Annotated in this window: 21 protein-coding genes and 3 pseudogenes; 14 read left to right on the top strand and 10 right to left on the bottom strand. The window is 54.7% G+C overall.

Going from position 1 to position 22,902, the window contains the following annotated elements; translation table 11 throughout:
* Positions 1-29: 29 nt before the first annotated feature.
* Positions 30-2,465 carry a tRNA(Met) cytidine acetyltransferase TmcA gene (locus tag ACZ47M_RS04095; protein ID WP_315340348.1) on the bottom strand — a complete coding sequence of 812 codons (2,436 nt, stop codon included), beginning with the start codon at positions 2,463-2,465 and terminating at the stop codon, positions 30-32.
* 121 nt (positions 2,466-2,586) lie between these two features.
* Here ACZ47M_RS04095 and ACZ47M_RS04090 point away from each other — a divergent pair.
* From ACZ47M_RS04090 to ACZ47M_RS04080, 3 genes and pseudogenes are all read left to right on the top strand, one after another.
* Positions 2,587-4,483 (top strand): annotated as a pseudogene (locus ACZ47M_RS04090) (alpha/beta hydrolase family protein).
* 55 nt (positions 4,484-4,538) lie between these two features.
* The gene (locus ACZ47M_RS04085) at positions 4,539-4,811 is read left to right on the top strand and encodes a hypothetical protein (protein WP_315340345.1); all 273 of its coding nucleotides are present in this window, start codon (positions 4,539-4,541) and stop codon (positions 4,809-4,811) included.
* The gene (locus ACZ47M_RS04080) at positions 4,778-5,104 is read left to right on the top strand and encodes a PIN domain-containing protein (RefSeq protein WP_315340342.1); all 327 of its coding nucleotides are present in this window, start codon (positions 4,778-4,780) and stop codon (positions 5,102-5,104) included. Before ACZ47M_RS04085 ends, ACZ47M_RS04080 begins: the two co-directional genes overlap by 34 nt.
* Here ACZ47M_RS04080 and ACZ47M_RS04075 read toward each other — a convergent pair.
* Together ACZ47M_RS04075 and ppcA are read right to left on the bottom strand one after the other, a co-directional pair.
* Positions 5,092-5,349 (bottom strand): annotated as a pseudogene (locus tag ACZ47M_RS04075) (DUF1931 family protein); the annotation flags it as partial. The gene ACZ47M_RS04080 and the pseudogene ACZ47M_RS04075 sit on opposite strands and share 13 nt — an antisense overlap.
* 207 nt (positions 5,350-5,556) lie before the next feature.
* On the bottom strand, positions 5,557-6,981 hold the full coding sequence (gene ppcA / locus ACZ47M_RS04070) for a phosphoenolpyruvate carboxylase (protein ID WP_315340341.1): 1,425 nt from the start codon (positions 6,979-6,981) through the stop codon (positions 5,557-5,559).
* A 115-nt stretch (positions 6,982-7,096) separates the two neighbouring features.
* On the opposite strand from ppcA, the gene ACZ47M_RS04065 reads away from it, so the two are divergent.
* Entirely contained in the window at positions 7,097-7,672 is a 576-nt protein-coding gene (locus tag ACZ47M_RS04065; RefSeq protein ID WP_315340339.1) for a molybdenum cofactor guanylyltransferase, read from the top strand.
* A 10-nt stretch (positions 7,673-7,682) separates the two neighbouring features.
* Here ACZ47M_RS04065 and ACZ47M_RS04060 read toward each other — a convergent pair whose 3' ends face one another.
* Complete coding sequence (locus ACZ47M_RS04060; RefSeq protein ID WP_315340336.1) at positions 7,683-8,321, bottom strand: alanyl-tRNA editing protein; 639 nt, start codon at positions 8,319-8,321, stop codon at positions 7,683-7,685.
* Positions 8,322-8,390: 69 nt separating this feature from the next.
* Complete coding sequence (locus tag ACZ47M_RS04055; protein WP_315340334.1) at positions 8,391-8,942, bottom strand: YbhB/YbcL family Raf kinase inhibitor-like protein; 552 nt, start codon at positions 8,940-8,942, stop codon at positions 8,391-8,393.
* A 133-nt stretch (positions 8,943-9,075) separates the two neighbouring features.
* On the opposite strand from ACZ47M_RS04055, the gene ACZ47M_RS04050 reads away from it, so the two are divergent.
* Genes ACZ47M_RS04050 through ACZ47M_RS04040 form a run of 3 tightly spaced genes read left to right on the top strand, consistent with a single transcriptional unit; the run spans position 9,076 to position 10,971 of the window.
* Entirely contained in the window at positions 9,076-9,537 is a 462-nt protein-coding gene (locus ACZ47M_RS04050) for a DUF2284 domain-containing protein (protein WP_315340332.1), read from the top strand.
* Positions 9,534-10,013, top strand: a complete 480-nt coding sequence (locus ACZ47M_RS04045; protein ID WP_315340330.1) for a hypothetical protein — start codon at positions 9,534-9,536, stop codon at positions 10,011-10,013. The genes ACZ47M_RS04050 and ACZ47M_RS04045 overlap by 4 nt, the downstream gene beginning before the upstream one ends.
* Positions 9,997-10,971, top strand: a complete 975-nt coding sequence (locus tag ACZ47M_RS04040) for a PIN domain-containing protein (RefSeq protein WP_315340327.1) — start codon at positions 9,997-9,999, stop codon at positions 10,969-10,971. Before ACZ47M_RS04045 ends, ACZ47M_RS04040 begins: the two co-directional genes overlap by 17 nt.
* Here ACZ47M_RS04040 and ACZ47M_RS04035 read toward each other — a convergent pair.
* Genes ACZ47M_RS04035 through ACZ47M_RS04025 form a run of 3 tightly spaced genes read right to left on the bottom strand, consistent with a single transcriptional unit; the run spans position 10,968 to position 14,948 of the window.
* Positions 10,968-12,872 carry an ATP-binding cassette domain-containing protein gene (locus ACZ47M_RS04035; RefSeq protein WP_315340325.1) on the bottom strand — a complete coding sequence of 635 codons (1,905 nt, stop codon included), beginning with the start codon at positions 12,870-12,872 and terminating at the stop codon, positions 10,968-10,970. The genes ACZ47M_RS04040 and ACZ47M_RS04035 overlap by 4 nt on opposite strands.
* 38 nt (positions 12,873-12,910) lie before the next feature.
* A complete protein-coding gene (gene thiD / locus ACZ47M_RS04030; protein WP_315340324.1) occupies positions 12,911-14,191 on the bottom strand; it encodes a bifunctional hydroxymethylpyrimidine kinase/phosphomethylpyrimidine kinase in 1,281 nt (426 codons plus the stop codon).
* A gap of 4 nt (positions 14,192-14,195) precedes the next feature.
* Positions 14,196-14,948 carry a sulfide-dependent adenosine diphosphate thiazole synthase gene (locus tag ACZ47M_RS04025; protein ID WP_315341010.1) on the bottom strand — a complete coding sequence of 251 codons (753 nt, stop codon included), beginning with the start codon at positions 14,946-14,948 and terminating at the stop codon, positions 14,196-14,198.
* 81 nt (positions 14,949-15,029) lie between these two features.
* On the opposite strand from ACZ47M_RS04025, the gene thiC reads away from it, so the two are divergent.
* Genes thiC through ACZ47M_RS04005 form a run of 4 tightly spaced genes read left to right on the top strand, consistent with a single transcriptional unit; the run spans position 15,030 to position 18,491 of the window.
* Positions 15,030-16,316: a phosphomethylpyrimidine synthase ThiC gene (thiC, locus tag ACZ47M_RS04020; RefSeq protein ID WP_315341007.1), complete on the top strand. Its 1,287-nt coding sequence runs from the start codon at positions 15,030-15,032 to the stop codon at positions 16,314-16,316.
* Entirely contained in the window at positions 16,313-16,972 is a 660-nt protein-coding gene (locus ACZ47M_RS04015) for a phosphoribosylaminoimidazolesuccinocarboxamide synthase (RefSeq protein WP_315340322.1), read from the top strand. The genes thiC and ACZ47M_RS04015 overlap by 4 nt, the downstream gene beginning before the upstream one ends.
* Positions 16,969-17,901 (top strand): formate--phosphoribosylaminoimidazolecarboxamide ligase, encoded by a 933-nt coding sequence (locus tag ACZ47M_RS04010; RefSeq protein ID WP_315340319.1) that lies wholly within the window; start codon positions 16,969-16,971, stop codon positions 17,899-17,901. Before ACZ47M_RS04015 ends, ACZ47M_RS04010 begins: the two co-directional genes overlap by 4 nt.
* Positions 17,898-18,491, top strand: a complete 594-nt coding sequence (locus ACZ47M_RS04005) for an IMP cyclohydrolase (RefSeq protein WP_315340317.1) — start codon at positions 17,898-17,900, stop codon at positions 18,489-18,491. Before ACZ47M_RS04010 ends, ACZ47M_RS04005 begins: the two co-directional genes overlap by 4 nt.
* On the opposite strand, the pseudogene ACZ47M_RS04000 reads toward ACZ47M_RS04005, so the two are convergent.
* Positions 18,488-19,299, bottom strand: a pseudogene (locus tag ACZ47M_RS04000) (mechanosensitive ion channel family protein). The gene ACZ47M_RS04005 and the pseudogene ACZ47M_RS04000 sit on opposite strands and share 4 nt — an antisense overlap.
* A 163-nt stretch (positions 19,300-19,462) precedes the next feature.
* On the opposite strand from ACZ47M_RS04000, the gene ACZ47M_RS03995 reads away from it, so the two are divergent.
* Positions 19,463-20,197, top strand: a complete 735-nt coding sequence (locus tag ACZ47M_RS03995; RefSeq protein ID WP_315340315.1) for a sulfite exporter TauE/SafE family protein — start codon at positions 19,463-19,465, stop codon at positions 20,195-20,197.
* A 73-nt stretch (positions 20,198-20,270) separates the two neighbouring features.
* On the opposite strand, the gene ACZ47M_RS03990 is transcribed toward ACZ47M_RS03995, so the two are convergent.
* Positions 20,271-21,905: a radical SAM/SPASM domain-containing protein gene (locus ACZ47M_RS03990; RefSeq protein ID WP_315340311.1), complete on the bottom strand. Its 1,635-nt coding sequence runs from the start codon at positions 21,903-21,905 to the stop codon at positions 20,271-20,273.
* 141 nt (positions 21,906-22,046) lie between these two features.
* On the opposite strand from ACZ47M_RS03990, the gene ACZ47M_RS03985 reads away from it, so the two are divergent.
* Both ACZ47M_RS03985 and ACZ47M_RS03980 read left to right on the top strand, forming a co-directional pair.
* The gene (locus ACZ47M_RS03985; protein WP_315340309.1) at positions 22,047-22,364 is read left to right on the top strand and encodes a hypothetical protein; all 318 of its coding nucleotides are present in this window, start codon (positions 22,047-22,049) and stop codon (positions 22,362-22,364) included.
* A 59-nt stretch (positions 22,365-22,423) separates the two neighbouring features.
* Positions 22,424-22,876: a GbsR/MarR family transcriptional regulator gene (locus ACZ47M_RS03980; protein WP_315340306.1), complete on the top strand. Its 453-nt coding sequence runs from the start codon at positions 22,424-22,426 to the stop codon at positions 22,874-22,876.
* The last annotated feature ends 26 nt before the right edge of the window (positions 22,877-22,902 follow it).

Here is a 22,902-nt window from a genome sequence, read left to right as displayed (position 1 = left end):
GAGTAGTTAACAGGGGTTAAAAAAATTGCTCAGCGCAGAAGTCTCTTGTAGTAGTACCAGAGGCCCCGGATTATGTCGCGCACCTCGATCATTGTGAAGGTCTCCGTCCTGTCTATGAGCTTCGCGGTTTCTTCCCAGCTGTGGGCCTGGAGAACGCGGTATATGAGGAGCTTTATCTGCCTCTCATCGAGGTAGGGCTTCATCCACCCGTCGAGGAAGTAGAGCTTGACTATCGGCTTGACGACATCTATGACCGTGTCATAGGTCAAAACCTTGCCCGTAAAGGCATCCAGTCTCTTCTTCTGGATCTCCGTGAGGTGGATCGGGTAATCCACGGCCTCGCCGAAGGGCGTCTCGAAGAGCCAGCGCGCGATTTCCGGCTCAAGCTCGCGGTGCGTGTCGCTCAGCCACTCGGTAAACCTGATCCTGAACTCGTCGTTGGCCTGCTTTATGAGCCCCTTCGCCCTCTCGCTTATCGCCTTGAGGACTATTGCCGTAAACTCGCCGCTGACAGGGTTTCTCGTGGGGCTGAGGTGCACAGTGGCAAAGCCGTTCCTGACCCAGAAGCGGGCAAGCTCCTCGCTGGCACCGAAGCCTGAACCAATCCAGTCAAGGCCCTTCTCGCGGGCTTCTTTCTCAAGGAGCTCTAAAGCTTTGCTTCCAAGCCCCATGTCCATGGCATCGGGGTGCGTCGCTATCCTAACTATGCGGTAGCCCGCAAGCCTTGCGAACTCTTTCAGATAGTGGTGCTTGACCATCATATCCGGAATTATGTTTCCGCGCGGCTTGTAGCCCGCGGCCATCTTCTCTATGACGTCCTTTGGTATGTTCCCTTCTTTGGCGAGCTGTATAGCCGTCACTATCTTGCCATTCTTGAGCCTCAAAACCCTCGCTTCGTGATGAGGCGCATCCGCAAGAAGCGCTACGTCGCTCGGCCTGTTGCGGTAGTGGGCCAGAATGTAAATTCCGATGAAGTGCCTCAGATCATCCCTGTCGTTCTCGAACCAGTCGTCGAGATCCGGTTCCTCAAGGTACACCTCCCCCTTCTTTATCAGCTCGTAGTCCTCCTCCGTGAGCTCGACGGGTTCAGCGTCTAAGAGGAGAACATCGAAGAGCCACTTCTCGATGGGGTCGTGGTCGGCGTAGCGGATCGGCTCGTCCATGTGGAGCTCCTTAAAGTTCCGTTTCTCTCCAGCTTTCTTGAGGAACTTGACGGAGAAGCCCCTTCCAGCGCCCTCGTAGCCGTGTATTGTCGAGGAGTAAACCACGCGGGGCTTGTTGAGGTATTTGTGGAGTATCGGCACGTGGATTCCCGCCGCTTCGTCGAGGATGTAGAGATCTGCGCTCTTCTTGTAACCCTCCGTGGGAGGATAGTAGCGCAGGCTGATTTTCCTCGCGTAGAGCCCCTTTATGAGACCTTCCTCCTCAACAGCATGGGACTTAAAGCCGAGCTTTTCAAGGGCCCTCCTGGCGAAGCGGAAAAGGGACTGGACGTTTTCAGGCTCGGGGGCGGTTACAATTATGCGCGTGCGCTTTTTCAGGGCAAGGGCCAGACCAACCGCCGCTATTCCAACGGAAACGCTTTTGCCCCTTCCCCTGTCGGCGGTAACGACAAGCATGCCCTCTTTCCCAACGAGCTCTTCAAAGGCTCTGAGAACTTCGACCTGCCCCTCCGTGAGGGCCATCTCGTAGAGCTCCCTGGGAAAGAGAGCCTCCTCCGGGATTGGAACCCCTTTCCTGCCCTCCATCTTCGCCTGGCTCTTGCTCTTATTTGGCTTCTTCCTTATCTTTCCTTCCTCGGTTACGATGTAAATCCCCTCGTGCTCCGTGAACTTCCTTATGAGCCTCCTGTTGAAGCGCTTCTTCACGTCGTCTATCGTGTATGGGGGAGTTACCAGGCTCTTGTGGAAGCCCGTCCACATGTCCTTCCACTTCTTGAAGGGGTGGGCAAGGATGAATACCAGCCCCCCGCCCCTGACCGTCTCTATGATCCTGCCGAGGTCGTTGGGGGAATAGTCGTAGCTCATGTCTAAGATCAGAAGGTCGTAGGTCTTTCCAAGTATCTCGCGGGTGTGCTTGAAGGTAACCGCCTGAACGTTAACCTCAGAACCCGCTAAAACATCGAAGTGCTTTCTAAAGGCCTCGTAGCGCTTCCTCCCGAAGGTTTCCTCGCCGAGGGCATCGGTAGCGTAGAGAACCTCGATTTTGTTCTCGCTCTCATACCTGAGGCGCTTCTTAACCAGCTCATCCAAAATCCCGCTCAGAACCCTCGCCGAAGCACCGGCGAGAATTCCCGCCAGTTCCGCCTTTCTCTCGGTGTCACCTTCAATGACTATCATTCTCCTGTGGAAGTTCTCAAGGGCCTGAGCGAGGGCAGTCTCGGTGAGCTTGAGAATACCGTCATTAACCTTCTCGCCTTTGGCGTAGTCTCTCACGTCCTTATCAAAGCGGACCTTGACGGTCATAGCGACCCCCCAGTTGAAGGGAGAGAAGGGATTTAAAAAGGTTGGGCGGCAGTCATCTCGATAATTATCGAAACGCTAAGCTTTTATACGAAAAGAGCCAAAATTAGTCCGGTGGTTCTAAGTGGCGAAAGGACTAACCGAGAAAGACCTCGGAAAGTTCAAGCTCGTTGGGAACATCGACGCCTTCAGGAAGAAACTCGTTTTCCAGGTGACTGAGATAAGCATCGAGAAAGACGACTACTTCTCAAGGCTCTACCTCTACGATAAGAAGGTTCAGCCATTCACCTCTGGCAAAAAAGATAGCAACCCCCGCTTTTCACCGGACGGGAAGCTCGTGGCCTTCACCTCCAAGCGCGATAAGGAGGGCAAGGAGGCCGAGCTGTACGTTATCCCCACGGATGGCGGCGAGGCGAGGCTCTTAGCGAAGTTCAGGTACGGGATAAAAAACCTCCGCTTCACGGAGGATGGGGAGAGCATAGCAGTGGTCACGCCGGTGGATACAGAGAAGAAGCCGAAGGATGATGTCCACGTCATCAGGGAAATACCCTTCTGGTTCAACGGCCTCGGCTGGGTCTACGGCAGGAGGAACGTTGTTTATTTGGTAGACGTTGAAACCGGGAAGAAGAAGCGCCTGACGCCGAAGAACCTCGACGTCTCTCAAATCCGCTTCCATGACGGTAAGCTCTACTTTATCGCCCAGGAAAACCGCGAGAAGAAGCCGATGGTGAGCGACCTCTACGTCCTTGAGGGGGGCAGGGCAAAGCGCCTGACCCCGGGGGAGTGGAGCGTGGGCGACTTCATCCCGCTCGAAGATGGAACCTTCGTCCTCAGTGCTAACACAAGGGAAAGGGGGATCCCGACCAACACGCACATCTACCACTACAACCCCGAAACCGGTGAGCTCAGAAAGCTCACGAAAGACCTCGACCGCTCGGCATACAACTCCCTCAACAGCGACGTCAGGGGAAGCCAGAGGGCAGAGCTCGTCTTTAAGGACGGGTGGGTTTACTACGTCGCCACCGACGGCCCGAGGGCGAACCTCTTCAGGGTAAACCTGGAGGGAAAGATTGAGCGCGTTGTCAGCGGGGACAGGAGCGTCGAGAGCTTTGCCATAGGTGATTACATAGCCTTCACCGCCCAGGACGCGGTCACTCCAACGGAGCTTTACGTCCTGAGGGATGGAAAGGAAAGGTGCGTTACCGACTTCAACGGCTGGATTAAAGAGTACACCCTCTCAAGGCCGGAGCACTTCAAAGTTAAGGCCAGCGATGGCGCTGAGATAGACGCGTGGATAATGAAACCCGTTGGCTTTGAGCCAGGCAAGAAGTATCCCGCTGTCCTTGAAATCCACGGGGGGGCCAAAAACAGCCTACGGCCACTCCTTCATGCACGAGTTCCACGTTTTAACTTCCAAAGGTTTCGTCGTGGTCTTTTCCAATCCCAGGGGAAGCGATGGTTACGGAGAAGAGTTCGCCGACATAAGGGGACACTACGGGGAGAGGGACTACCAGGACTTAATGGAGGTCGTTGATGAAGCCCTAAAGCGCTTTGACTTTATCGACTCGGAAAGGATCGGAGTAACGGGCGGTTCCTACGGCGGCTTCATGACGAACTGGATAGTGGGCCACACGAAGCGCTTTAAGGCCGCGGTAACGCAGCGCTCCATCTCGAGCTGGGTGAGCTTTTTTGGCACCACAGACATAGGCTACTACTTTGCCCCCGACCAGATAGGAGGAGACCCATGGAGCAACGCCGAGGGCTACTGGGAGAAGAGCCCGCTGAAGTATGCCCCCAGCGTTGAAACGCCCCTGCTAATAATCCACTCAATGGAGGACTACCGGTGCTGGCTTCCGGAGGCTCTCCAGTTCTTCACGGCCCTGAAGTACCTCGGCAGGACGGTGGAGCTTGCCCTCTTCCCGGGCGAGAACCACGAGCTCTCCCGCTCTGGCAAGCCGAAGCACCGCGTGAGAAGGCTTGAGCTTATCGCCGGGTGGATGGAGAGGTGGCTCAAGGGGTGATCCCTTTTCATAATCTTTAAATACATGAGCACACATAATTATGTGTGGTGATCCCATGCCCAACATAACACTCTCCGTTCCCCCAGAGCTCTACAAGAAGATGAAAGAGCACCCGGAGATAAGGTGGAGCGAGGTGGCAAGAAGGGCAATAGCGGAGTACCTGGCAAAGGTTGAGGCGGAGGAGCTTAGTTCGGAAGAACTGCTCTCCTTACTCGGTGAAGACTTCAGGAAGGAGCTTGAGAAGACGCCCCTCGAAGAATACGAGAAGGCACTCGAAAAGGCGAGGGATGAGGAATGGAAGAGGATCTCTACGACACTAACGTCCTGATTGAAGCCCTCAAATCCAGGAAGAAGCTCAACGGCTACACGACGATTCTAAACATCGTCGAATTTCCAAGGGGCCTCGAGCTGGGGCTGACCGTGATAACCCCAACTTTAGAGGATTACCTGCTCGCAATCAAGATTTCCCAGGCAATGGTGAAAAAAGGAACCCCAGTTCCCGCCATTAGTGCAGTTGTAGCGGCCGTGGCCATCAACAGGAAGTTAAAGCTCGTGGCGAGAGACAAGCACTTCGGGTGGATAAAAGAAGAGTTTGAAGGGCTGGATCTTCACAGCGTGTAATCCAGCACCTTCTCAGCCTCTTCAATGTGCTCTGGGTACACATTCCTGATCTCCGTGTGGAGGGCCTTGATGACCCTTCCGACGAGCACGAAGAGGGTTCCCGCTATAATCGGAAGCTCGTTTACGACCTCTTCCTCGAGCGGTATGTCGGCGGGTATCTTCTTGAGGACGAACTTTCTGATGGGCTCGATCTCAACGCCCTCGTCCTCGATAATCGCCCTGAGGAGGTTCATGCTGTTTTTGAAGCGGGTAGGGTATTATCATCTCTGCCATGGCCACCACCTCCGTGTTTTTTGCCGGATATTTTTAGTAACTTTTAGTATTGAAGTGCAAAAATCAGCGGGCCGAAGGGGAAAACCGCCATGGCACTCCCGCCCGTTGGCTTTAGGGCAATAATAGCCCCGAAAAGGAGAGGAGGTCAATCAAGGGTGAAGAGAAAACCAATGAAGAGGTTAACCTAAGAATCCCCTTATGCTGGCCGCCTCCACCACAAGGCCCTCGTTGATCTCCCCCTTCAGGATCCTGCCCGTTATCTCCCCGTGCCTATCGTCTCTCTCGTATTCTTTGGCCATTTTAACCAGGTACTCAAGGAACGGGAACCTCTCGGCCACCCGCGGATTGAAGTAACGGAAGGCAAATTCAAGATCTCTGTACAGGCCGTGATAGTACTCTGAAAGGAACTCGAGCTCCTTTTCGCTCAGTGCGCTTAGGCCAAGGAGCTCCGGCGGAACCCCAATTGAGTAGAGCGCGGCCGTGAACTTTATCGCCCTTGGCAATGCGGAACCGTTCACTTCCCTCGAGTAGCCAAAGAGCCCTACGTGAAGCTTTCTTCTCCTGCGGGATGGGACGTATCTGGCCACTTCCCTTATCATCGGCGCCAGGGCCAGCATCTCCTTCTGATAGCGCTCTGTATAAGGTTCCGTTATTTCAAAGACCTCCTCCGGAACCTCTTCCGCTTTCCCACGGCTTTTTGATTTAACACGCTCTATCGCTTTGATGACCTCCATCGTAGGCCGGTCGTACTTGAAGGAGCTCTGGGCGGTGTAGGTCTGGACGCTGGGGTATTCTGCTAAAACTGCATCGACGTTCTCCGGTGTAAAGTGCCCCCTGAACGGTGCCCCTCCCACGCCTATTATCGGATAGATTTCAACGCTCTCTTCTTCTCCCACTTTTTGAAGCTCGTAGAGGGCCTTTTTATCGTAAAGGACGGCACTTATTAGGCCGTAGTTCATGGCAGGGTCACTCCTGGCTAAGAAAACGCGCTGGTATTCGAGCTCCTTGTCCGAGAGGTACTCCCTCACTATTTCGGCGGAGTTTAGTAGGGCCTCCTTCGTCTCAAAAAGCGGGATAACGTTTATCTCCTCCGGGAAAAAGCGCCCTATCCACTCGTAGAGCTTGACATCGTAAACCCTCTTGTACTGTTTCCACACGATGTAACGTTTATACAGATGGTAGACGCGGTTGAGTTCGGCCGAAGACGTGGTCATGGGCAATATTACTTCGAATATCGGGGCGACTTCCTCCCCATAGAAGAGCCTCGCATAGTCAGCAGAGCGGGCTACGGCCTCAAGCGTCTCAAGGAGAAGCTTAGCCTCCGCCTTCTCAACGCTGGGATTTGGGACACGGGGAGTAAGGCGAAAGTCCTCACCGAGGCGATTTTTTCTGAAGAAGTTTGGGTAACGCTCAAAGAGCTTCCTGACGACGAACTCATCGACCTCTTTTCCCTCAAAGTCCCACATCTGTTCCTCTGCTCTCAAAACATTGAAGGCGTAGAAAACTTCGGTGATCTCGTCTTCGCCCCCCATATCCGGGGCGGTGGCGAAAAACGGGATAAACACGTTGTCCGGATGTTGAGTACTCATAACCCTTGGTATCATTTAGCCCGACCTCAATTCACGTTGCTGACTAAATTTAAACTTTTTGGGAGTAAAATTGAACAAATGACAAGAAGGTGGAAAAAGGTTTTTAAGTCCCCCGAGTTTACCCTGGCCCATGAAGGCTTACATCCTTGCTTTTCCCGAAAAGAGGTGGGAGAACTACACGATTCCAGTAAATGATGAGCCGGTGGTAAAGCTCACCGAGAGAAGACTGCTGATGAGCAAGAGGATTGACGGGGTTCTCACCATCGTCAGAAATGACAAACTAAAGACCTACTCGCTCCACGTCTCTAACCCCGTCCCCGTCTCAGCCAAGAACAAAATGGAGGCCCTCCTCAAGGCCCTTCCCGATGAGCCCTTCTTCCTGGTTGAAGGCAACATGCCTTTACTTATGCCCTTCCTCGTTAACTACCTGATAGGAGTCTATTACGAAAACGAGCCCGAGGCTGTAATCCCGGTCTGGAGGGACGGGAGTGCGGAGGTCTTTCATGCAGTCTACGAGCCCGATGCACTCGAGAACGCGATAGGCTCGGCAACTGCAGAGGGCTACACCAGCCTTTCGAAGGCGGTGGAGTTCCTCGACTACGAGCCAGTTTCCATAGAGGAGCTCTCTAAGAGGAACCCAAAGGTAACGCTGAGCTTTTTCAGGGTTAAAAACCTGCTGGATGTGGCTTTGCCGAAACAAACATAAAGAATAAAAGCTATTCGAGCCATATTTCAAGTCTCTGCTTGCCTTTACCCAGGCTGGAGCGCTTGAGCTTTTTGATGTGGCCTATCTCCTTTATATCCCTCACGTGGGTTCCACCGCAGGGGATCACCTCGAAGTCCCTTATCTGAGTGTAGCGTGTCTCTCCCTCCCACCAGACTTTCATCTCGCCGCCCTCGTCAACGTAGCGGTTGAAGAGCTCGATTATTTTCTCATTGTACTGGTTGAGGTTTTCCTGATACTCAATGTCGTACCTGCCCTTTTCCGGGCTCATCCCACTGCCGTGGAGTTCCCATTTTCCGGGTAGGATTTCGTTGAGAACGTGCTCCAGCAGGTGCATCGCGCTGTGTATCCTCATCAGCCTGTACCTTCTCTCCCAGTCAATCTTCAGCTCGACCTCGTCGCCTGCCCTGAACTTTTCCGGCGTAGCAACGACGTGCCAGACGTTTCCGCTGTCGTCCTTGTAGACCTCTAAAACTTCAACTCCGTTTATCCACCCCGTATCGTGGGGCTGGCCACCCCCTGTGGGGTAGAATATCGTCTGATCCAGGAGAAGGGCGTTGTCCTTCACCTCCAAAACCCTTGCCCGGGCCTCCTTCATGTAGGGGTCCTCGTAGTAGAGCTTGCGGGTCATGCTACCACCGGCTAAGTTGTCGGTAGACTGCTTAAAGCTCTATCGAAAAGAGAAAAGAAGCGGGAGTATTTACTTCCTCTCGTAGAGGCCGACCACTTCGCCCCAGGCCAGGATATGGCCCTCCATGGCCTTTTCCAAGTCTTTTCTGGAGGAGCCGGGCTTGAGATGAAGCTCTGTGTCAAGGGCGTAGACCTTGAAGTGGTAGTGATGGACACCGTGTCCCCTCGGCGGGCAGGGGCCGTTGTAGCCTATCCTGCCAAAGTCATTCTTCCCCTGGAGCATATGAATCGGCTTGTTCACCTCACCCTCCTTTGGAATTCCCATCGGTATTTCCCCCGTTGGTGGGATATTCCACGCTATCCAGTGGGTGAAAGTCCCGGCCGGTGCATCGGGGTCGTCCACTACGATGGCAAGGCTCTTCGTGCCCTCCGGAAGCTTCCCCACGTAAACCGGCGGGTTTATGTCGTCGCCTTCGCAGGTGTACTCCTTTGGGATCTTCTCACCGTCGTGGAAGACGGAACCAACCTCAAGGGTCTTGGCACCCATTTTTCCACCTCCCCCTGAAACGCAACCGCTTAGTGCAACCGAGATGATTAAAACAACCGGGATTACCCACCTCATGGCAAGAATTACGTGTCCAAACGTAAAAGCTTTTTGGAAAAAGGTCAACACCCGGCCCGGGTGAAGGAAATGGGGCATAGGCGCTGAAGGGAGGTGAGGAAACGTTTTAAGTTGCTCTACCTTATTTTTGTTCATGAGGGTTCTCTGGGAGAGGGAAATTCAAGCTGAGAAAATCGTTGTCTCCCCCCGGCCGGTCTGGAAGTGCCGCTCCTGCCCGATGCACGGAAAGAGACCGAGCTGTCCCCCCTACGTGCCCAGCTGGAAGGAGGCAAGGGAATGGGTTAAAAGTTTCAAAAAGGCCGTTTTGGTGAAGTTTTCTGTGGACATGGAAAATTTCGAGGAGGAAAAGCGAAAAGTCCTCCTGTGGCTTTTGAAGAGGGAAGCAGAGCTCTTCAAGGAGGGCAAGCTCTACGCCATGGCCCTTTTCCCCGGCAACTGCAACCTCTGCGACGACTGCCCCTTCGAGAGGGGTGAACCCTGCAGAATGCCCGAGAAAGTGAGACCCAGCGTGGACGCAGTAGGGATAGAGCTAAGTTACCTTATCGATATTGACTTCTCCGAGAGCGTTCTCTACGGGATGGTGATGGTTGAATGAGGGTTCACATAGCCCTGCTTGGCAGAACCCCCTGGGCCCTCGTGAACACTTACTACGCCTCGGTTATGGGGGGCGAACGGCCCGAGGAGATTTACATCGTGACGGAGGTCAGATACTCCGGGAATCTTCCCAGGATTGTGGAGGCTATAAAGGCAATATCCGGGGCCTACGGTTTTTCCCCAAAAATCGAAACGATCGTAATTCCAAACGACGACTTCAAAGAGGCCGACAAAGCGCTGAAAGACCTCTTCTCCCGGCTGAATGAAAGGGGCGATGAGATAGTCCTCAACATGACCTCAGGGAGGAAAGCCCTTGTGATGGCCGCAGTAATCCAGAGCAGGGGAGCCAACATGAAGGGGATCCTCTACATGGCCCTCCTCGACGTTGCGTTCCCCAACAGGCCCTACATGATGCTGCCGAAGCACATGCAGAGGCTAAAGAACTTCCTCGGTGAGAAAAATGGAGGTAGTGATTGAAAAGCCCGAGTTGCAGATCTTCCTCAACCTCCTCCAGGAGAGGGGAGAAATCGAAGTTAGGTTTCCCCTCTATCGGATTGGGCTGTTCAAGGCCAGGCCGAGCGAAAGCGGCTATCAGATCAGGGTAACTGCAGAAAAGAGGGACTTTCCCGCGCGGCACCCTGAGCTTCCCTCCTATTCCGACTTTTATGAGGCCTTCATATCGTCTGGAATCATAACATACGACAACGTTAAGGAGTTCGAGCACATGCTCGAGGCATACAAAGCCCTCAGGCGCGGTATCGTCTTCGCCCCAGACACCAACCTCTTCTACCACCGGTTCATCTCCAACTACAGGCCCCTCGACGGTTATCAGATAGTGGTCGCGGAGGACGTCAAGAACGAGATAGAAGGTGCCATGAACTACAAGTACAGGGACAACTACCTCCGCGAGATTGCCGAGGCTGTTGAAAACGGGCACCTCCTCAGGGAGCTCAGCAACAGGAGGACGAAAAAGGCCAGAAAAGCGGCCTACATAGCCCTCAAGGAGTTCGAGGCCTTGAAGGACAGGATAATAATAGCGGAACGCTACGGCGAGGGCCACAACAACGATGAGCTCATCGTCAAGACCCTCAAGCACTACGATGATATAAGCCCCACGTTGCTGGTCTTCCTTACCGCCGATCTGGCCATTACTGACGTCGCCAGAATGGAGGGCCTTGAGTACTTCTACTTTGAATACCCCACAGCCAGGCTCGGAACCCACGAAGTTTCTGCCTATCAGCTCAGGACGCTCATCTTCAACCTCGCGGCCGTCTTTGGCATTGTCGATGTTAACGGCACACTGGTCTACGGCGAGTTCGGGGGAAAGAAAGGGTTAAACGAGCTGAAGCTGATATTCAACGATAGAGGGCTGGAGAAAGAATTCTTCTTCCACCTCGACCTCTGCAGGAAGCTGGAAAAGATAATGGGAGGTTAGCTCCCCTCCCTCTCCTGGATTCTTGCAGTTCCGTAGCCGATGAAGAGCAGTTTATCCGGGTCGAGGGCCCTGACGACCTCCTGCCTGTGGGTGATGATTAGTGCAGTTATCCCTGCCTCGCGGATTATCTCTGCAACTTTCTTGGCGACGCGCATGGCTGTAAGGGTATCAAGATGCGCCGCGAACTCGTCTATGAGGAGCAGGTTCGGCTTTTCAGCCAAAAGCGACGCTATCCTTGCCCTCTCCTTCTGCCCCGTGCTTAGCTCGCTGTACTTGGCTCTGTAAAGGACGGCGTCGCTTAAGCCCGCCCTGTTGAGCACTTCAACAGCGGCGTTCAGGTCTTTAATCTTCCTGTAAACGTGCTCCAGTATGCTTTCCGAGCCAAAGCTCGGCTCAAATTCGCCGGGGATCATCACCGAAACCCTGGCGTTGGCGGACACTTCTATCTCCCCGCCCGTGGGCCTAAAGCGCTCCTCCCACCAGCCGTTGACCGAGCCGAGAATGAGCCTCAGGAGGGTCGTTTTTCCTGCTCCACTTGCGCCAACGACCGCAACTAGTTCGCCCGGCCTTATCTCGAAGTTGAGGTTCCTCAAAACGGGCCTCTGGATGACGCGGTGTCTCACGCCAAAGGCCATCAAAAGCTCCCTTATCTCCCCGGGCAGGCCTTTGATGTCCAGTTCGCTTTCAAAGACCTTGGAGACGTTCCTGAAAACTATCGGGCCGTTCAACGGCTCAACTTTGCCATAGCTTGGCCTCCAAAGCTTGCCATCTTTTGGGGCATAGGGGTCTTCCTTCAAAAACCGTTCGATGTAACCCCTGGCTTCGTCAGTGAGCGGGTAAAAGAGGACGGGCCTTCCGCTGGCTGTTTCCCAGAGGAACTTGAAGCCGACTTTCTCGAAGAAGGGGTTGTAGCGCGCCATCTGGGCTATGGTCTCGACGACGTGCTTCCCCTTCCTCATTTCTGGAATTCTCCTCTCGGCTATCCACCGGAGGGCCGACTCAACGCCCAGCTGTCCCAGCCCGTCGGAGCGGTAGTCGGGGTGCACAACGACCCTGGCAATTCTCGCCCCAGCGGTGTTTGTCTCGGCCAAAGCCCTCCACTTGGCCTTTTCCCAGAGATAAGAGCGCGCAATCTTCTTTCCGTACTTTTTCCTCAGCCTATCGTGGAGTTCCCTCATTATCTTCTCGGGCCAGAAGGCAGGATGGAACCAGTCCCTGGGAAAGACCTTCTCGCGGATGTTCTTCTCCACTTTTCCGTTCGGAAGCCTGCGGTGCATCAGCGGTATTGGCGGATCAACTCGCACATAGCCCAAAATCCTCGGCTCGTATTCTTCCCTTTCGACGAGCTCAAGGATGAGGAAGCGGGAAGCGGGGGTTGAGCCTTTGATCTCGAGGATGTGGACATTTTCGCTTCCACAGACGGGGCATTTTCCCCTGGTGTTGGCCTCGAAGATGTGGTTGTTCTCACAGCGCCATAGGGCCACCTTCTCCTTCTGGCTCGCGTAGTGGTACTGCTCAAGCTCGGCTATTGCCTCGAAATCGCCCTCGTATTTCGCTTCCCTTGCCCTTATCCTGTAGGTGTAGAGCAGCTCACCCGTTAAAGGGGAGTAGCGCTTCGCCTCAATGCTCTCCTCCCAGAGGGGCCAAACGGGTATTCTCTCTCCTGAGTAGAGCTTCCAGAGTTTGTAATCGTCGAAATCCAGAACTTTAACCCCTTCCTTCTCCTTGGGCCTGTGGATGACCTCTATCTCAACCTCGTCTCCGGTCAGGAACCACTGGGCAACGGTTCCGGTCATGTAGAGCCTGTAGGTTCCATCATCGGTTTCAACGTCAAGGACTCCAAACCAGCGGTGCTTGAAGCGCGGAATTTCATTGCCAGCAACCTTCCCCCTGACGGGCATATGCTCACCGGGAAGAATTGGAAGAGGAAGTTAAAACTTTAGCTTAGCAGGAGTTCAACCCGCTCAACAACTTCCCGCGCGCTCCTTCCAAATATCAAAACCATCGGCTCCTTGCCCCAGTCGCCGAGGTGGTAAACCAGGTCGGGCCGTTTTCTAATCCTTTTCACGGCGCTCTCCATGCCCCACCCCATTGTGCCTTTCTCGGCCCTCTTCACCACTTCCGGTTCTTCCCTCCTGTCGTAGAAGGAAATTGTGAGGCCGAGCCGTTTGGCCTCCTCTATGAGCTCCACCGAGTACCGGAGGTTCAGGACGGCCCTAACCCCGGGATAGAACTCGCGCATCTTCAGGAGAGCTCGCTTGAGGTGGTCGCTGGCGTTGAGCTCTACTGGCCCAACGGGCTTAACAGTTCTTCCATAGCGCACTATCCTGCCCTTCACGGCGAAGACTTCATTGAAAGGTGTCGCCAGGGCGAAGTTCGTCCCCACTTCAGGGACGTGCGGGTTCAACTTTTCTCCGAGCTTTATTAGCTCTTTAACGGCTTCCTCAAGCTCTTTCTTAGCCCTCCAGCGGTAGGCGTCCCTCTCAAGCTCCCAGAGGGGGTTAACGGCTTTTGCTTCGGCCTTCGAGAAACCTATCGAGCCTTCTACAAAGCGCTTTGCCCTCTCAACTGCTTCAGGAAGCTCAAGTCCTCTGGCGAGGAGAGTAGCTAAAGCTGAGGAAAAGGCACAGCCGGTCCCGTGGGTGAAGCCCTCCACCCTCCCGCCGGAAAACTCGTAAAACCTGCCTTCCCAGTAGAGGACGTCGGTGTAATTTAAATGCCCGCCCTTGACGACAACGGCCTCCGCTCCGAGCTCGGCTATCGCCTTTGCCGCTTCCCTCATGTCCTCAACCGAGCGGATTTTCAGGCCGCTCAGCTCCTCCGCCTCGGGAACGTTTGGGGTTACTACCGAGCCAGGGATGAGAGGCTTGAGAGACTCAACTGAATCTATCAGCTCTGCGCCCGTGCTCGATTTCATTACTGGATCAAGAACCCTCACTATGCCCTCTGTTTCTTTCTTCACAGCCTTGGCGACTTCGCCGCTCCCGAGCATGCCGATTTTGGCCGCCTTGATCTCAAAGCTTTCCCTGACCGCCCGTATCTGTTCCCTCACGACCTCTGGCAGGAGAGGGTGATAGCCCCTAACCTCCGAGGGGTTCTGGTAGGTGACGGAGGTAAGAACTGGGAGCGGATGCTCCCCTAAGGCAGAGACCGTCTCGATGTCTGCCTTCAGGCCAGCTCCTCCGCCTGGGTCGAGGCCCGCTATGACCAAAACGGCCATCCCATCACCTCAGCTTTTCGAGGATTTCAAAGGCCGCTTTTCTTCCGCTTAGCAGCATCCCGCCGAATATCGGCCCCATCCTCGGCGCCCCAGCTAAGGCATTAGCGGCCATTCCTGTTACGTAAAGACCAGGGAATGCCTCTCCCGTGTGCTTCACCGTCAGCTCTTCGCCCTTCTCGGCCCACATGGGCCCCTCGCCCGGAATCCTCTCAATCAGCCCGCGCTTGAGGAGGTGCCCGCTTATCTGTGCCCCGTGGCCCGTCGAATCAACCACGAACCTGGCCTCGACCGTGAGGGGGTCAACGTGAAGGCCCGTCATCTTGACCGGTGTCCAATTGATGACTATTCCAGCAACGCGGTTCTCCTTCACGACCAAATCCTCGACCTCAACCATGTTGAACACCTTAACCCCGGCCTTTACCGCCCTGCTCGCGAGGGTTGTTGCCATTTCTATGGCGTCCGCAACGTAGAGACCGTCTCTGAAGGGCCTGTATCCTATCCCGAACTCGTCGAGGATTTCCCTGGCCTCCTCCTGGACGACTACCCTGTTGAATCCCATGGCCCCTCCCCAGATGCCGCCGCCGATGGAGAGCTTCTTCTCGAAGATGGCCACCTTTGCGCCGTTTTTGGCAAGATAATATCCAGCCACCATTCCGGAGGGGCCTGCTCCGACTATGGCAACGTCCAAAGAGAGACTCTCGAGGAGGTCGTTGAAATAAGCCTCAACTATCGCCCTGCTTATCTCGGCTTCCCTCATGGCCACCACCCAAAACCTTTTAAGCCGCGTCAAAAACTGAGTTTTGAGATTTAAAAACTTTGTTATGAACCGGTGGTGGGCATGACGCAGCTCGAAGCCGCGAAGAGGGGAGAAATAACCGAAGAGATGAAGTCCGTCGCGGAAAGGGAAGGAATAAGCCCCGAAAAGCTCAGGAGAAGCGTAGCGAGGGGCCACACCGTCATATTCAGGAACGTGAGGCACGACTGGGTTAAACCGGTCGCCGTAGGCAACGTCGTTAGGGTCAAGGTGAACGCCAACATAGGCACGTCGAGGGATATAGTGGACGTCAAGGCTGAGATAGAGAAGGCCAAGGTGGCCGTTAAGTATGGCGCCGACACCATAATGGACCTCTCCACCGGCGGAGACCTGGATGAGATCAGAAAAACCATTATGCACGCCGTTGACGTGCCGATAGGGACGGTTCCAATTTATCAAGCCGCCGAGGAGATGCTTGCCAAAGGGAAGGCCATCATCGAGATGAGCGAAGAGGATATGTGGAAGGCCGTTGAGAAGCACTTTAGGGACGGCGTTGACTACACGACGATCCACGTCGGCGTTACAAGGGAAGTCGTTGAAAAAATCAGGAGGGCGAAGAGGGCAGTGGGCATGGTATCCCGCGGCGGGACTTTTTTAGCGGCCTGGATACTCCACTGGGGCGAGGAGAACCCGTTCTATAAAAATTACGACTATTTACTCGAGCTTGCGAGGGAATACGACGTAGTTCTCAGCCTGGGGGATGGTCTGAGGCCCGGGGGACTGTCAGATGCGGGCGACGAGCTTCAGATGGCTGAGCTGTACACCCTCGGGAGGCTCGTGAGGAGGGCGAGGGAAGCTGGCGTTCAGACGATGGTCGAAGGGCCCGGGCACGTGCCGATAGACCAGATAGCCGCTCAGGTGAAGCTGGCAAAGGTAGCAACGGACAACGCGCCCTTCTACGTCCTCGGGCCCATAGTGACGGACATCTTCCCTGGCTATGACCACATAAGCGCGGCCATAGGCGGTGCTATAGCGGCTCTGAACGGCGCGGATTTTCTCTGCTATGTGACGCCAACTGAGCACCTCGGCCTTCCCGATGTGGAGCACGTCCGCCAGGGTATCATAGCCGCAAAAATAGCGGCCCACGCGGTAAACCTAACCCGCTTCGAGGCCGAATTCAGAAAAGACTACCTCATGAGCCTTGCCAGGGGAAAACTCAACTGGGCCGAGCAGTTTGAGCTGAGCCAGGACAAAGAGCGGTTCATCGAGATAAGGAAGGAGAGGCCGACAAAGACTGAGGCCTGCTCGATGTGCGGCGACCTCTGCGCGATAAAGCTCATAAACGACATGCTCGCGGGGGAAAAGGGATGAGGCTCCTCTACTCAGGCAAGACGAAGGACGTCTACGAGGATGGCCCTTACCTCGTCTTTCACTTCAAGGACACCCTCCTCGGCAGGAACGGCGAGGAAGACAGCGGGGGCAATGAAGTTGTTCGAGAAAAGGCCGGAAAGGGGAGCGTCGTTTTGGATCAGGCGGAGTTCTTCTTCAAACTGCTTGAAAAGAACGGTGTAAAGACGCACTTCGTTGAGAGGATTGACTGGAGGAGGGCCCGCTTCCTGAAGGCTGAGAGGATTCCGCTTGAGGTGATTTACAGAGAGCTGGCCTACGGGAGCTTCCTGAGGAGATACAGCGGCTGGGTGAAACCCTTTCAGCCCTTGGGAATAGTTGAGTTCACCCTCAAGGACGACCGCCTCGACGACCCGCTGATAGCTGAAGACGCCGTGATCTCCCTTAAAATAGCGAGCAGGGAAGAGATTAAGGAGATGAAGGAAACAACCAGGAAGGTGGCCGGGATCCTTAAGGAATTCCTGGCATCGAGGGGCCTCCAGCTGGTTGACTTCAAGCTCGAGTTTGGAAGGTTAAACGGGGCGCTCCTGGTTATAGACGAGCTGAGCGGGGACACGATGCGCGTTGCGAAGGATGGGAAAATTCTAACCCTGGAAGAGCTTCTGGGGGTGATGGAGTGATAGTCTCGACGATAGCTTCCCACTCCTCCCTCCAGATTCTCCTCGGGGCTAAGGACGAAGGGCTTAGGACGAGGCTCTATGTGAAGCCCGGAAAAAAGGCCTTCTACGCCTCTACGAGGCTTGTCGATGAGCTTATCGTTACCGAAAAGATTGACACAATACTCGACGATGACGGAATAGTAATTCCGCACGGCTCCTTCGTTGCCTACCTCGGCCTTGAGGCGATAGAAAGGGCAAAAGCGAGGTTCTTCGGCAACAGGCGCTTCCTCAGGTGGGAGACGAGCTTTGAGCTGCAGGACAGGGCCCTCGATAAAGCGGGAATACCCCACGTTGAGGTTGTTGAGGAAGAAGACATCAGGCCGGATGAGCTTTACTTCGTCCGCCTCGAGGGGCCGAGGGGCGGGAGCGGGCACTTCATCGCCCGTGGGGAGGAGATTGAGGGAAGACTGGAGAGAGCTGAGGGGAACTACAGGGTCGAGCGCTTTATTCCTGGCGTTTACCTCTACGTCCACTTTTTCTACTCGCCGATTTTGGGAAGGTTAGAGCTCCTCGGCGTTGATGAGCGGGTGGTTGTAGCGGACGGAAACGCCCGCTGGCCGGTTAGACCGCTTCCCTACACCATAGCGGGCAACGTTGGTGTCGCCCTTAGAGAATCGCTCCTTCCGGAGCTCTACGACTATGGTTTAGCATTCGTTGAGGCAATGGGAAAGCTTGAACCGCCCGGGATAATCGGGCCCTTCGCCCTCCACTTTGCCTACGACGGGGAATTCAGGGCAATCGGCTTTGCCTCGCGTATAGACGGCGGGAGCAACGCCCTCCACTGGTACGGGCGGCTCTACTGGGACGAGCCGATGAGCGCCGGGAGGAGGATAGCGCGGGAGATAAAGCTGGCCCTTGAGGAGGAAAGGCTTGAGGAGGTAATAACTTGACCTACACGGGCAGGACGCTCGGGATAGGCCTGATTAAGGGGAGGCCCTTCGCCTTCTACCTCCTCTGCTCCCGCTCCTTCCCGAACAGGAGGGCAGTGATTCGGGGAAATGCAGCTTACATCATCAACCAGAGCGAGAGTAACAACCCCTACGTGAGCTATCCGGTGATTAGGGTAGACGAGAGGTACGCTGTAGTCGCCAACGGCCTCCACACGGACTTCATATTTCAGGCCCTCGAGTGGGAAAAGCCGAGGAAGGCTTTGGTTCACGTTCTCGACTCGATGGACTACGAGAGGGATGAACACGGCACGCCGAGGATAGCTGGTGTCATAGAGCGGGGGAGCGGGCGGGGCTGGCTCGGCTTCGCTGGAAGGGACGGCTTCTGGGTCAGGGAGCTTGAGCTGAGGGAGGGCAAAGCCTTCGTTACGGCAACGTATAACCTTGATGGCTTCATAGAGATTAGCATGGGCAACTTCCACTCCGCTAAAGAACTCGCGACGGAGATCCTTAAGCTCCCGTTAGAGCACAAAATACTCGCGATAGGTGTCATAGAAAAGAAAGAGGGATGGGAGGTAGAGTTCGCGCCTTAGCTTTTTGGCATTTCTTTGATGTGGACGTCCAGCTGCGGGAAGGGAATCTCCACGCCTTCCTTCCTGTAGAGCTCGTATATGCCCTTCGTGAGGTCACCCTTCACCGCCCAGTAGTCCTCGGTCTTAGCCCAAGCCCTTAGCTGTAAGTTAATAAACGAATCTTCAAGGCCTGCTATAACAACACTCGGCTCCGGATCCTTGAGAACCTTGGGGTGGCTCTTCATGAGCTCCATTGCCAGCTTTATCGCCCTGTCGAGGTCTGTGCCATAGGCAACGCTGACGTTAACGTCCACTCTCCTCGTGGGCATCCTGGTGTAGTTTGTTATGACGCTTCCCCAGACGAGCTTGTTTGGCACAGTGATCAGCACGTTGTCAGGTGTTAATAGCTCGGTGCTCATTATGCCAACGGCGTTGACCTTTCCGGTTTTCCCTGCCACTTCAACGACCTCGCCCATGTCTATTGGCCTTAAGGCAGCTATCCACACGCCGGCCGCTAAGTTAGTGAGCGTGTCCTGCATGCCAAAGCCCAGGATGAGACCTATCACCGCCGAGAGGCCCAGGACTACTGAGCCAACTCCAATTCCAAGGGCCCTGACCGCGAGCAGTATCACTGCAACGTAAAGGAGCGCGCTGAGGAACCTTCCAAGGAACTCCACGACGAGGTCCGGGAGCTTGTCTTCTTCAGCCCGTGCTTGAAGGAAGCAACGATTATCTTTGCCACGATCCAGCCAACGACGAGGATTACAATCGCTGTGGCAATCTGAATCGGCGTTATCCCAACGTACGGGAGCGGCTTGTCCAGGGTCACATTACCCAGATCCACCGTGCCCTCACCTCCGCAATGCCTTCATTGTTCACCAACGCTTATCTCCTTTTCCGAACTTAAAGCATTACTAGCCGGTTCTTCGAACGGAAACTTTTTTAGATGAAGGGCCCCTATTCGAGTGCCACAATAAAATGAGGTGAACCTAATGAACTATCCAGAACTCGCGCTGATATCCTTCATCCTCAGCGTCGTTTTCTCAATCGGAGGAGTTGGAAGCGCGATAGCGATAGTTCCAACGATGGGCTGGTTGGGCGTGCCCCTTATGGCCGCCAAGCCGGCTGGCCTCTTCATAAACACGCTCTCAATGTTCTCCGCGACGCTCAAGAACCTCAGACACGGCAAGCTCGACCACCGCTTCGGTCTTCCAATCCTGCTCGTTGCCACCGCTATGGCCCCGCTGGGTGCCTACGCCGGTAAGTTCATCCCGAAGGTCTACGCCATGTGGGTTTTCGCGGCCTTTCTCGTTTACTCCGCCACCGTGATGGTTTTCTTCAGGCCGAGGAGTCGCCAGAACACGGGCAACCACATCGTTGAAGGCTCGGTAATCGGCGGGATAGCGGGCTTCCTCGGGGGTCTCCTAGGGGTGGGCGGCGGAGGGATAATAAGCCCCGCTTCAATAATGCTCGGCCACGAGCCCAGGAAGGTGGCCACCACAACGGCCCTGGTTGTGTTCTTCTCCTCGCTGAGCGGCTTCCTGACCTACTGGGGAACGGGGAACCTCGACTGGGTGCTTTTGCTCTGGGTCTCGATTCCTGCCATAGCCGGCGGCTGGGTTGGCATGCACATCATGCACTTCAAAATGAGCTCCGGGCAGGTGAAGAAGGTAATAGGGGTTATCCTCTACCTGATAGCCCTTAAGACGGCACTGGAGCCCATCTAAACGAATTCAGCCCAGGAGCAGGTGTCTGGGAATGCATTTTGGAGGTTGACGGTTCACCATGAGAAGAAAAGCATTAAAAATGTAGACTAACTGGAACCTCCAGCCGGGCGTTCTCAAGCAGCTTGTCTCCAACCTTCTCAACTGCGCTGTAGTAGCCGGGCACGTAGAGTGTTGGCCCGCGCAGAATTACGCTCTCGTCGACCCAGTTTACCTCAGTTAGGACCCTGGGCTTTCCGTGATTCACTATTTCCTCCCAGAGGCGTCTGTTGATTGTGCAGCCTGGGTCATCGCCAAGTAGATCCAATGTGTAGTGGTAGGCCCTCGCGCGGCAGCCTCCGCAGATGTTCCTGTACGGACAGGTCTTGCAGTTCCCGGTGAAGTTGTCCCTGTCGCGGAGGAGGTTGAAGATCCTGCTGTTCTCCCATATCTCCTTGAAGGGCTTCACGCGGACGTTGCCAACGGGTAATGGCAGAAAGACGCAGGGTACAACGGTTCCGTCTGGCTCTATTCCTGAGTAAATCCTCCCGGCGCCGCAGCCACCTATGAATTCCGCTAAGGTCTTCACCGCGGTGTTCTCTCCGATGTAGAAGTGCGCTGGCGTTACGTACTTTCCACTGGACTCCTCAAGGGTTATGGGAGCATACTGTGGGGCCGTGGTTAATATCTCAAGCCTCCTCTTCTTCATCTGACGGTAGATTATCCTCATGTACTCGTCGCGCTCCTCCGGCGAAAGATCCACCTTCACCATGTCCTCTGCCCTTCCCGTCGGCACGAGGTTGAAGAAGATGACGCGCTTCACGCCTATGTTCTCGGCCAGGTCGAGAATGTCGTCTATTTCTTGGTACGTTTCCTTGTCCATCACCACTGCCATCCCATGGCTGACGCCAAGCTCCACGGCGTTCTCGAGGGCTTTGGTGGCATGCTCCCAGGCCCCTGGAATGCCACGGAACTCATCATGCTTCTCCGGCTTCGCCGAATCAACACTGACCTCGACGTATTTTATGCCTGCCTCCACTGCCTTCTTGAGCTTCTCCATGTCCGCGAACGTCCAACCATTGGTAGCGACAGAAGTGTGTATCCCTCTGCTCGAGAGCTCCTTTACGATACGGTAAAAGTCCGGGTGGATCGTGGGCTCACCGCCGCTGAGTGCTACCGCCGCGACTCCAGCTTTGTCGAGCTGATCAACCAGCATCAGCTTCTCCTCAAAGGACAGCTCGCTTGACAAGGGCCTGTCAGCCCTCTGGTAGCAGTGCTTACACCGGAAGTTGCACATGTTCGTGAAGTTCCAGACGATGAGGAAGGGCCCGGCGAGCTTCTGTGGAACCGTTACACCATACTTTGCTATGCCCTCAAGGACGACCCAGATTCCGCGCCTTATGTGTGGATCCCTTAGGAGAGCCTCTTTAACAGCCTCTTCATCACCGTGGGCCAGCTTTATGCCGAGTTTTAGAAGAACCTTTAGGACATCGGCCTGGAAGCGTATCATCATGGGCTCATTGAGGCTTTCTCCAGCGTAGACACTGAGCGCCCAATAGAGGGCGGGCAGTTCCCTACCGTTTATCTCGTAGCGCTTGAGCATCGGCCTGAGAAATGCCCTTGACAGTGGGTTTCCAAGGATGAGTTTGAAGGCAGTAAGGGCTGTTGAGATCTGATTCCCCCCAGATTCTTTAATCTCGGCTTCAACGCCTTCCCCCGCACTCACTTCCATCCCCAGTGAGGGAGTTGACGGAAATCACATATAAATCTTTCGTTCTTGTTATGTTGGTTATAACTGACACATCTGAGATAACCGAAAAGTTTAAATAATCTTTGCCCAACAATGCAATGAAAAACCCTGGAGGTGACTGAGATGGTGTCTGCGAAAACTGGCCTCTGGACGGCCCTGCTGGGTGCTCTCTTGATACTGCTGGACGGTATAGTAGTTCTGGCCAACAAGTCCTTCTACGGGTGGCACTACGGAAGCTACACGACAGTCGGCTGGGTTGAGATAATACTGAGCCTTCTCATAATGGGCCTGGCATACTACTACAAGAGGAGCCCAAAATCGGTAGGCTGGAGCATAGTCATACTAGCCCTTATAACAATGCCCTTCGATGGAGGCTTCTGGACCATCGGTGCATGGATTGCCCTAATCGGTGGTGCTATCATAGCCACCGCCAAGGAGTGAGTTGACATTTCGATTTCCAGTTTGCTTTTGTCCTTTTATCCCATCTTGGAGGGGCTAACATGACGACAGGGGCGGAGGAGACGTTTGTATCCTCAATAGAGCGATTGATGGTTCGCTGGGGCTACACCCACAGCGAGGGCAGGGTTTACGGGGCCCTGCTCATCTCTCCACGGGCCCTCACCATCGGGGAGATAGTCCGAATAACGGAACTAAGCAGGTCAACCGTCTCCTCCGCCCTTGCGCACCTCATCCGCGCTTACGTCATTACTGTGTACGTTAACGGGAGGAAAAAAATGTTCTCTGCCGTTCCAGGCCTTCTTGAGCTTTTTTTAAAACAACCTAAAGATATTCTGAAGCACGAAGTTAAACCAGCTCTGGAGTCCCTTGAGGAACTCGGGGTTGAGGGTCCAGTTCTGGAGGACCTTAAATCCCTCGAATGCCTGCTGGAGGCACTTCCGAGCCTTGAGTCACGATTCAAGTGCCCTTCACCCGAGGGCGGCAATTTTAAATAGACTGAGTCCAACCCCCTGACAAAGGG

The organism is Thermococcus waiotapuensis (assembly GCF_055384795.1).
This window is presented reverse-complemented; position numbering and strand designations above follow the sequence as displayed.